9 protein-coding genes are annotated in these 8,564 nt (G+C 62.1%); 5 read left to right on the forward strand and 4 right to left on the reverse strand.

Annotated elements, in window-relative coordinates; translation table 11 throughout:
• Positions 1–54 precede the first annotated feature (54 nt).
• Positions 55–789 (reverse strand): helix-turn-helix transcriptional regulator, encoded by a 735-nt coding sequence (locus PSEUDOMOFG3G_RS24080; RefSeq protein WP_047227419.1) that lies wholly within the window; start codon positions 787–789, stop codon positions 55–57.
• Between the two features lie 201 nt (positions 790–990).
• Positions 991–1,920, reverse strand: a complete 930-nt coding sequence (locus PSEUDOMOFG3G_RS24085) for a LysR family transcriptional regulator (protein WP_047227418.1) — start codon at positions 1,918–1,920, stop codon at positions 991–993.
• Between the two features lie 113 nt (positions 1,921–2,033).
• On the opposite strand from PSEUDOMOFG3G_RS24085, the gene PSEUDOMOFG3G_RS24090 reads away from it, so the two are divergent.
• Positions 2,034–3,047 carry a zinc-binding alcohol dehydrogenase family protein gene (locus tag PSEUDOMOFG3G_RS24090; RefSeq protein ID WP_139051240.1) on the forward strand — a complete coding sequence of 338 codons (1,014 nt, stop codon included), beginning with the start codon at positions 2,034–2,036 and terminating at the stop codon, positions 3,045–3,047.
• Between the two features lie 222 nt (positions 3,048–3,269).
• A complete protein-coding gene (locus PSEUDOMOFG3G_RS24095) occupies positions 3,270–3,440 on the forward strand; it encodes a hypothetical protein (RefSeq protein WP_171061426.1) in 171 nt (56 codons plus the stop codon).
• Between the two features lies 1 nt (position 3,441).
• On the opposite strand, the gene PSEUDOMOFG3G_RS24100 is transcribed toward PSEUDOMOFG3G_RS24095, so the two are convergent.
• Entirely contained in the window at positions 3,442–4,644 is a 1,203-nt protein-coding gene (locus PSEUDOMOFG3G_RS24100; RefSeq protein ID WP_076382806.1) for a multidrug effflux MFS transporter, read from the reverse strand.
• Between the two features lie 96 nt (positions 4,645–4,740).
• Positions 4,741–4,938, reverse strand: coding sequence for a heavy-metal-associated domain-containing protein (locus PSEUDOMOFG3G_RS24105; RefSeq protein WP_139051241.1), 198 nt, complete (start codon positions 4,936–4,938; stop codon positions 4,741–4,743).
• 148 nt (positions 4,939–5,086) lie between these two features.
• Between PSEUDOMOFG3G_RS24105 and PSEUDOMOFG3G_RS24110 the strand changes: the two genes are divergently transcribed.
• The 3 genes from PSEUDOMOFG3G_RS24110 (at position 5,087) to cueR (ending at position 8,406) form a co-directional block, all read left to right on the forward strand.
• Positions 5,087–5,470, forward strand: a complete 384-nt coding sequence (locus PSEUDOMOFG3G_RS24110; protein WP_047227414.1) for a hypothetical protein — start codon at positions 5,087–5,089, stop codon at positions 5,468–5,470.
• A 132-nt stretch (positions 5,471–5,602) separates the two neighbouring features.
• Entirely contained in the window at positions 5,603–7,996 is a 2,394-nt protein-coding gene (locus PSEUDOMOFG3G_RS24115) for a heavy metal translocating P-type ATPase (protein ID WP_139051242.1), read from the forward strand.
• Positions 7,993–8,406 carry a Cu(I)-responsive transcriptional regulator gene (gene cueR / locus PSEUDOMOFG3G_RS24120; RefSeq protein ID WP_047227412.1) on the forward strand — a complete coding sequence of 138 codons (414 nt, stop codon included), beginning with the start codon at positions 7,993–7,995 and terminating at the stop codon, positions 8,404–8,406. Before PSEUDOMOFG3G_RS24115 ends, cueR begins: the two co-directional genes overlap by 4 nt.
• The last annotated feature ends 158 nt before the right edge of the window (positions 8,407–8,564 follow it).

The raw sequence follows: 8,564 nt of genomic DNA on the forward strand, positions 1-8,564 counted from the left end.
GAGTGTGCGCGAACCTTGCTGGAGGCTATTGCTGAATACGACCTGTCGGCAGCCCTAGAACGCCATTTCCACGGTGTCCTGCGTGGCGAACCGATGGATTTCCTGCTGGCCAAGCACCGTTACCTGCAAGGCCCTGGAGTCGTTGGGCAAGCTCAGCCAACCGGACTGCATGAACAGTTGCAGCAACGCAGCACCCAAGGCGCCCCCCAGGTGCGGACGTCGCTCGCTCCAGTCCGGGCAGGCACAAGCGGTGCGGGCGTTGCGGTGGGCCAGCGCCTGGATGAACAGGCCGTGCCCGGCCAGCTCATTGGCACCTTTGTGAGTCACGATCACCCGCTGGTCGCCCTGCTCGATCCATCCGGCATCCAGCAGGCGCTGATACAGGTCGGCCGCCAGGGTGCCGCCCAGATGGTCTTCGCAAAGCCTGGCCCGCATCAACGAAGCGGGAGCCGACGGGGCCTTGCCCGGCATGACTCCGCGCTTGAAGACTTCCGGAAGCTGGCGCGGCGTACTGGCCAGGGTCGCGCTGGCCAGCGCTTCGACGGCAGCGCCGATCTCGGGTGCCGCCAGGCGGAAAAACCGTTTGCGGCCACGGGCTTCGACTTTCAACAGGCCACCGGCGGACAGACGGCCCAGATGAGCGCTGGCCGAAGACGGCGACAGCCCGGCCAGCAACGCCAGCTCTTCAGCCTGCCGCGCAGTGCCGTCCATCAAGGCCCACATCATTGCGCTGCGTTTTGGGTCGGCCAGCAGCGTGGCGATCTGGCTGATGCAAGGTGCATGTTCCATGTATTCACTCCCTGTTGAATCATTCGTCTACTGCTCTGGCGCTAGTGACCAGCAATGGGGCCGCCCAAAGCGGCTCGACCGCCGCAAATCGCGCGCCGCTTCAGGCGGCCGCTAGTATAAGCGTGCGGATCGAGGTTTCCTGTCCTCCGGAAACCTTTGGAGGCGATTGTTCGTGAGGGAAAAGTCTCTATTTACGCGCGACTAATGGTCGTCCCCCGTCGAGAGGGCAAATTGTGCCGTCAACCGGCCACAACGCAGCTTGAGCATTTCCCGCAGCAGATTGATGGGTTTGCTCAGTTGCGCTCGGTGAGCACACAGCAGATTGAGCGGCGCGCGTTCGCATTGCAGATGCGGCAGAAGGATTTTCAAACGTCCGGCCAACACATCGGTTGAAACGTCCAGCCAGGACTTGTAAGCGATCCCCGCGCCTGCCACCGCCCAGCGACGCACCACATCGGCATCGTCGCTGAAGCGGTCGCCGCTGACGGTCAGGCTCATTTCCCGTTTGCCGTCATGAAAACGCCAACGGTCATGAACCCGCGTGCCGAGCATGTACAACAGGCAATTGTGCTGGGCCAGTTGCTCCAACTGAACAGGTTCGCCATGCCGAGCCAGGTAACTGGGCGATGCACACAGCACCCGGCGGTTATCCGGCGCGACCGGCAGGGCCACCAGGCTCGAATCTTCCGGCTCGCCATAACGCAACGCGACGTCCACCGGCTGCTTGAACAGATCAGCGATGCGATCACCCAGCAGCAGTCGCACGGTCAGCCCCGGATGCTCCTCCTGGAACGCGTCCAGCCAGGGCAGCAGCAGGTTGCGTCCCAAGTCCGAGGGGGCGGACAACTGCAACACCCCGCTGACCTGGTCCTGGCCGCTGGTCAATAACCTGCGTCCTTCGTCGAGGCTGCTCAGCGCCGCGCGGGCATACTCAAGGAAGCCTTCGCCCTCGGCCGTCAGGCGCAAACTGCGGGTAGAGCGCGCCAACAGCCGGGCGCCCAAGTGTTGTTCTATCCGCTTCAATGCGGCGCTGGCCACCGCCGCCGACAGGTCCATGACCCTGGCCGCGGCAGACAGGCTGCCCAGGTCTGCGGCCCGGACGAACAACTGCAAGTCGTCGAATCGAAGCATGACGGCCTCATTATCAAAAAAACATTGAAAGAGCCTGTTCTTTTAGCCGGTTTTATCTCGGCGATAAATAGCTAACCATTGGCTTCATCGAACTCACTTCAAGGAGCCGCCCTATGAAAGCCATCGCCTACTACCATTCGTTACCGATCACCGACCCGCAATCGCTGCAGGACATTGAACTGCCGGAACCCACCGCCGGCCCTCGGGACCTGCTGGTGGAAGTCAAAGCCATTTCGGTCAACCCGGTCGACACGAAAATTCGCCAGAACGTCCAGCCTGAAGACGGCGCAGCCAAAGTGCTGGGTTGGGACGTGGCCGGCGTGGTCAAGGCGGTGGGCAATGAGGTCACGCTGTTCAAGGCGGGCGACAAAGTGTTCTACGCCGGCTCCATTGCCCGCGCCGGCGGCAACAGCCAATTGCATGTGGTGGATGAACGTATCGTCGGCCAGATGCCCAAGACGCTCGGTTTCGCCGAAGCCGCTGCCCTGCCGCTGACGGCCATTACCGCGTGGGAATTGCTGTTCGAGCGCCTGCAAATCCAGGAAGGCCAGGAGGATCAGGGGCAAAGCCTGTTGATCGTCGGCGCTGCGGGAGGTGTCGGCTCGATACTGACGCAACTGGCCAGCCAGCTCACCGCACTGAAAGTGATTGGCAGCGCTTCCCGGCCGCAGACACAGGACTGGGTAAGAGGCCTGGGTGCCGATTTGGTCGTGGACCATAGCCATCCGCTGAGCAATGTATTAAAGCAGGCAGGCCAGGCTCAGGTGACCCATGTCGCCAGCCTGACCCACACCGATCTGCATCTGGATCAATTGGTGGAAGCCCTGGCGCCCCAAGGCAAACTGGCGCTGATCGATGATCCCAAGGCGCTGGATGTGACCAAGCTCAAGCGCAAGAGCCTGTCGTTGCATTGGGAGTTCATGTACACCCGCTCGCTGTTCGAAACGGCGGACATGATTGAGCAACATAACCTGCTCAACCGCGTCGCCGCGTTAATCGATACCGGCACATTGCAAACCACCGTGGGCGAGCACTTTGGCACCATCAACGCCGAGAACCTGCGCCGGGCCCATGCCCTGCTGGAAAGCGGAAAAGCCAAAGGCAAGATTGTGCTTGAAGGTTTCTAACCACCGATAAGGGGGCGATTTTTGTAGAGGCAAAGCTTGCTCGCGATGAAGGTCGCGCGGTTCCCCGTCAGGCCAAGTCGTCGCGTATCGCGAGCAAGCTTTGCTCCCACAAAAAAAACCTGCACCGTCAGTCTGAGAATTGACCCTTGTCACAATTGCGATCGTATTCAGGTCTACACTCGAGGCCTTTGCAGCACAATCTTTTACGTGAGGAGGTCAGCAATGAAGATCCTGATAAAAGAAGTGGCAAAATCCCAGTGGCAAGTGCGTCTTGACCAACACGTCGTGACCTTCCGCACCGAGGCCGAAGCCCAGGCTTTCGCCACCACCCTGCAAGCGCGTATTCACGCACCTCACCGCTACCCTGAACAGCAGCAGCGAGCGGCCGGCTGAATCAGTCCTGGCCACTGGCTTGTGCCAGTGTCCGGGCCTGTTGCAGGCGGCGGGTCAGCATCGCTGCACCCACCACCAATAACCCGCAAAGGCTGATGACCATCGCCATCGGCACGGCACTGCCATCGTGCAGCGCCGCCACCAATGCGGCGGCACCGGCGGCCACCGAAAACTGCAGGCATCCCAGCATCGCCGACGCGCTACCGGCACGAGCACCCTGCCCACTCATGGCACAAGCCGAGGCATTGGGCAGGATGCAACCCAGGCTGGCGATGCAAATGAACAGCGGAATCAATAACGGCCACAACCGCTCAGGGTGCAAGGAACTGACCGCCAACAAACACAGCCCGGCGGCGAGATAGACCCACACCGCACGCGACAGCAGGAATGCCGGCCCACGCTTGGACAACAACCGGGCGTTGACCTGTGCCACCAGGATAAAACCCGCCGCGTTGGTTCCGAACAGCCAGCCGAAGTGTTCGGCCGGCACACCGTAGAGCTTGATGAAGACGAAAGGCGAACCGGCAATGTAGGCAAACATCCCGGCGATAGCGATGCCTCCCGTCAAGGCATGCCCGAGGTAGACCGTGTCGGTCAACAGTCGACCATATTGGCGCAACGCCCCGGACAATGGTTGACGCGGCACATGGGCCGGCAGACTTTCCGGCAGCCACAATGCCACGGCCGTCGCCGCCAGTGCGCTGAACAGCGTCAGGGCAATGAAGATCGATTGCCAGCCATGCAGGTTCACCAACAGCCCGCCAAGCATCGGCGCGAGGATCGGCGCCAGTCCCATCACCAGCATCAGTTGCGAGAACACCTTGGCCGAGCCCACCGCATCGCATTTGTCGCTGACCACCGCCCGGGAAATCACCATGCCGGCGCATCCGCCCAGGGCCTGGACAAAACGGGCACCGATCAGCCATTCCAGACTCGGCGCGTAGGCACAGGCCAGAGACGCCAGGGTGAACAGACCGACGCCCGTCAGCAATGGAATGCGCCGGCCGAAGCGATCCGCCACCGGCCCATAGGCCAGTTGCCCGATGGACAATCCGAGGAAGTAAGCCGCCAGGGTCAGTTGGATGTGATTTTCGTCGGTGCCGAAGGCGGTCGCCATGGCCGGGAAAGCCGGCAGATAGAAATCGATCGCCAAGGGACCGAATGCGCTCAAGGCGCCAAGAATCAGAATGGTACGGAAGTTCATCGGGCGTCCAGGTTCAGGCGTCAGTCAGCAGCCCGACAGTCTAGCCCTGCCGGGCGCTCTTGAACATTCCGATAGGTCGCTAACTATTAAAAAATCTCAGGCGAGACTGGCCTCGTACCCCTCCTCTTTAATAGCTTGGAGCACGGCATCGACCGACAACGAACTCTGGACCTGAACGGTCCTGGCGCCCAGATCGATCTGCACCTGCGCCGCCGGATCCTTGGCCTGCACAGCCTGGGTGATGGCCTTGACGCAGTGACCGCAGGACATTCCCTGAACATTGAATGTTTGCATGAGATGACTCCTTGGGATTGAGGTTGCCAGCAGTTTCAAGCTTGCCATCATGGAAAGGTCAAGTTCTGACGAAAACTGCCGGGCTGGCAATCGCTGCCAAGCTCGGCCAAGCTGCACACATCAAGGATTTCACACCGGAGGTTCAGCCATGCGCTGGTCAGCGTTCAGCCTGTTTTGCATGCTCGGTTTGTCAGCGGTGAGCCCTCAGGCGTTGGCCGTCGGCGAAGACTACGGCGTGCTGATCATTTCCCGCGAGCGCCTGGAAGTGCCGACTTCCTGCGAAATCGGCATCTATATCGGCGATCAGCTCTCGGGGCGTTTGTTCCAGGAACAGAGCACCTCCTTCAACCTGCCACCCGGAAAATTCTCCTTGCGCTTGAAGCTGCTGCCAGGCCAGGCGCCGGGCTGCAGCCCGGGCATGCTTGCGCCGGGGTCGCAGGATGTGACGCTCAAGGCTGGCGACATACTGAAGTTCCGCATTGCCATGACCCAGGAAGGAATGTATCTCAAGCCGGCTGAGCTGGGTTATTGACCCCTTCGATAAAAAGTGGGAGCGGGCTTGCTCGCTCCCACAAGGTGTGTGTGCAAGCGTTTGGATTAGCGCTTGACCTTCCCGGCGTGGCAAGGTTGATCCTGTAGTCATTCACTACAGGGAGCCTGTCCGATGTCTGAATCCACCCTTTTCGATCTGCCGATTGCCGGGATGACCTGTGCCAGCTGCGCCGGGCGGGTCGAGCGCGCCTTGAGCAACGTCACAGGGGCCAGCGCCGTCAGCGTGAACCTGGCGACCGAACAGGCGCGGATCCAGGCACCCAAGGGCAGCCTGCCAGCCTTGATGCAGGCCGTCGAACAGGCCGGCTACAGTGTCCCCGTCCAGACGCTGGAACTGTCCATCGAGGGAATGACCTGTGCCTCATGCGTCGGCCGGGTCGAGCGTGCCCTGAGCAAAGTCGCCGGGGTGAACCGTGTCAGCGTCAACCTCGCCAACGAACGGGCCCACCTGGACTTGCTCGGCCGGGTCGACCCGCAAACCCTGATCGATGCGGTCAAGGGCGCCGGTTATGACGCCAGTGTCTGGCAGGCCGAGCAACCCCATGACGCACCAAGCAATCGCCTGAATCGCGAGCGCCTGGCCTTGGTGCTGGCGATTTTGCTGTCCGTACCGTTAGTGCTGCCCATGCTTTTGCAACCGTTCGGCGTGCATTGGATGCTGCCGGCCTGGGTTCAATTCGCTTTGGCGACGCCGGTGCAGTTCATTTTCGGGGCGCGTTTCTATATCGCGGCTTACAAGGCCGTGCGTGCCGGGGCCGGGAACATGGATCTGCTGGTGGCCTTGGGCACCAGCGCGGGTTATGGCTTGAGCATTTATGAATGGGCCATTGCCCGCCCTGGCAGCATGCCGCACCTGTATTTCGAGGCCTCGGCCGTGGTGATTGCCCTGGTGTTGCTCGGCAAATACCTGGAAAGCCGCGCCAAGCGCCAAACCGCAAGTGCTATCCGCGCCCTCGAAGCCTTGCGACCGGAGCGGGCGATTCAGGTCATTGACGGGCAGGAGCGGGACGTCGCCATCAGCGCCCTGCGCTTGAATGATCGGGTGCTGGTCAAGCCCGGCGAACGCTTCCCGGTGGACGGCGAAGTGCTGGAAGGCCAGAGTCACGCTGACGAAGCCTTGATCAGTGGCGAAAGCCTGCCGGTGCCCAAACAGCCCGGCGACAAGGTGACGGGCGGTGCCATCAACGGCGAAGGCCGCCTGCTGGTGCGCACCCTGGCCCTGGGCACGGAAACCGTCCTGGCGCGCATCATCCGCCTGGTGGAAGACGCCCAGGCGGCCAAGGCCCCCATTCAAAAACTGGTGGATAAAGTCAGCCAGGTCTTCGTGCCGGTCGTGCTGGTGCTGGCATTGGCGACGTTGATCGGCTGGTGGTTGTATGGCGCCCCCCTGGAGACGGCGCTGATCAACGCTGTCGCCGTGCTGGTGATCGCCTGCCCGTGCGCCCTCGGTCTGGCGACACCCACGGCAATCATGGCCGGCACCGGGGTGGCTGCCCGCCATGGAATCCTGATCAAGGATGCCGAGGCCTTGGAGCGCGCCCATGAAGTCGACACCGTGGTGTTCGACAAGACCGGAACCCTGACTTCCGGCACACCACGCATCGCCCACTTGAGCGCTCTGGACGGTGACGAAGACAAGCTGCTGCAAATGGCCGGCGCACTGCAACGCGGCAGCGAACATCCCCTGGCCAAGGCGGTGCTGGATGCGTGTGCGGAGCGCGGCCTGGTTGTCCCGGACATCAACGACAGCCAGTCGCTGACCGGACGCGGTATTGCCGGCAGCCTGGACGGGCAGCGCCTGGCCCTCGGTAACCGACGTTTGCTGGACGAACTGGGCTTGGCCCCCGGTTCGCTGAGCGAGTCGGCCCAGGCCTGGGAGACCGAGGGCCGAACCCTGTCCTGGCTGATTGAACAAAACGCAACGCCACGGGTGCTGGGCCTGTTCGCTTTCGGCGACACACTCAAGCCCGGCGCCCTGGCGGCCGTACACGCCCTGAATGAACGCCATATCAGCAGCCACCTGCTGACTGGCGACAACCGCGGCAGTGCCCGGGTGGTGGCCGAGGCATTGGGCATCGCCAACGTTCATGCCGAAGTACTGCCGGCCGACAAGTCCGCCATCGTCCAACAGTTGAAGACCCATGCGGTGGTGGCCATGGTAGGCGACGGCATCAACGACGCCCCGGCCCTCGCCGCCGCGGACATTGGCATTGCCATGGGCGGCGGCACCGACGTGGCAATGCACGCCGCCGGTATTACCCTCATGCGCGGTGATCCACGGCTAGTGCCCGCGGCGCTGGAGATCAGCCGCAAGACCTACGCCAAGATCCGTCAGAACCTGTTCTGGGCATTCGTCTACAACTTGATCGGTATTCCCCTGGCGGCATTCGGCTTCCTCAACCCAGTGTTGGCCGGCGCGGCCATGGCCTTGTCGAGCGTCAGCGTGGTGAGCAACGCGTTACTGTTGAAACTCTGGACACCCAAACACCTGGAGGACAAGCGATGAACATCGGCCAAGCGGCCCGCCAGAGCGGCCTGAGTGCGAAGATGATCCGGTACTACGAATCCATTGGCCTGCTCAAGGCAGCTCATCGCACCGACAGCGGCTACCGGATCTACGGTGCCGATGACCTGCACACCCTGGCCTTTATCAAGCGCTCCCGGGACCTTGGGTTTTCATTGGAAGAGGTCGGCAAATTGCTGACCCTCTGGCAGGACCGCCAACGCGCCAGCGCCGACGTCAAGGCCCTGGCCCGGCAACACATCGACGAACTGAACCAGAAAATCCGCGAACTGGCCGAACTACGCGACACCCTCCAGGACCTGGTGGAACACTGCCACGGCGACCACCGCCCGGACTGCCCGATTCTCAAGGAACTGGCGTCGGGGTGTTGCGAGAAGACAGTGCATGCTTGAGCGAAGGTGAGAGTGAGCCTGCTCGCGATGACGCCAGCACATCCAACACCCATGCAAGCTGATCCACCGCTATCGCGAGCAGGCTCGCTCCCACAGGGGATTTGTGCAGGACGCAGGATCCATATACCCCCGAGAACCAATGTGGGAGCGAGCCTGCT

It is taken from the genome of Pseudomonas sp. FG-3G (assembly GCF_901007645.1).
Taxonomy (GTDB): Bacteria; Pseudomonadota; Gammaproteobacteria; order Pseudomonadales; family Pseudomonadaceae; genus Aquipseudomonas; species Aquipseudomonas rhizophila.